Source organism: Cedecea sp. VD22 (assembly GCF_037150195.1).
Lineage (GTDB): Bacteria > Pseudomonadota > Gammaproteobacteria > Enterobacterales > Enterobacteriaceae > Cedecea.
The window spans coordinates 1-255 of record NZ_JBBCPX010000087.1 but is presented as its reverse complement, the minus strand read 5'-3'; the positions used below and the strand labels follow the sequence as shown (position 1 = coordinate 255).

Below are 255 nucleotides of genomic sequence, written 5' to 3'. Positions count from 1 at the left end.
TGATTCAGGTTCTGGGCTGCTCCCCGTTCGCTCGCCGCTACTGGGGGAATCTCGGTTGATTTCTTTTCCTCGGGGTACTTAGATGTTTCAGTTCCCCCGGTTCGCTTCATTACGCTATGTATTCACGTAATGATAGTGTGACGAATCACACTGGGTTTCCCCATTCGGAAATCGCCGGCTATAACGGTTCATATCACCTTACCGACGCTTATCGCAGATTAGCACGTCCTTCATCGCCTCTGACTGCCAGGGCAT

Annotated in this window: 1 rRNA gene; it reads right to left on the bottom strand. The window is 51.4% G+C overall.

Going from position 1 to position 255, the window contains the following annotated elements:
• A 23S ribosomal RNA gene (locus tag WFK85_RS23750) occupies window positions 1-255 on the bottom strand; the annotation flags it as partial.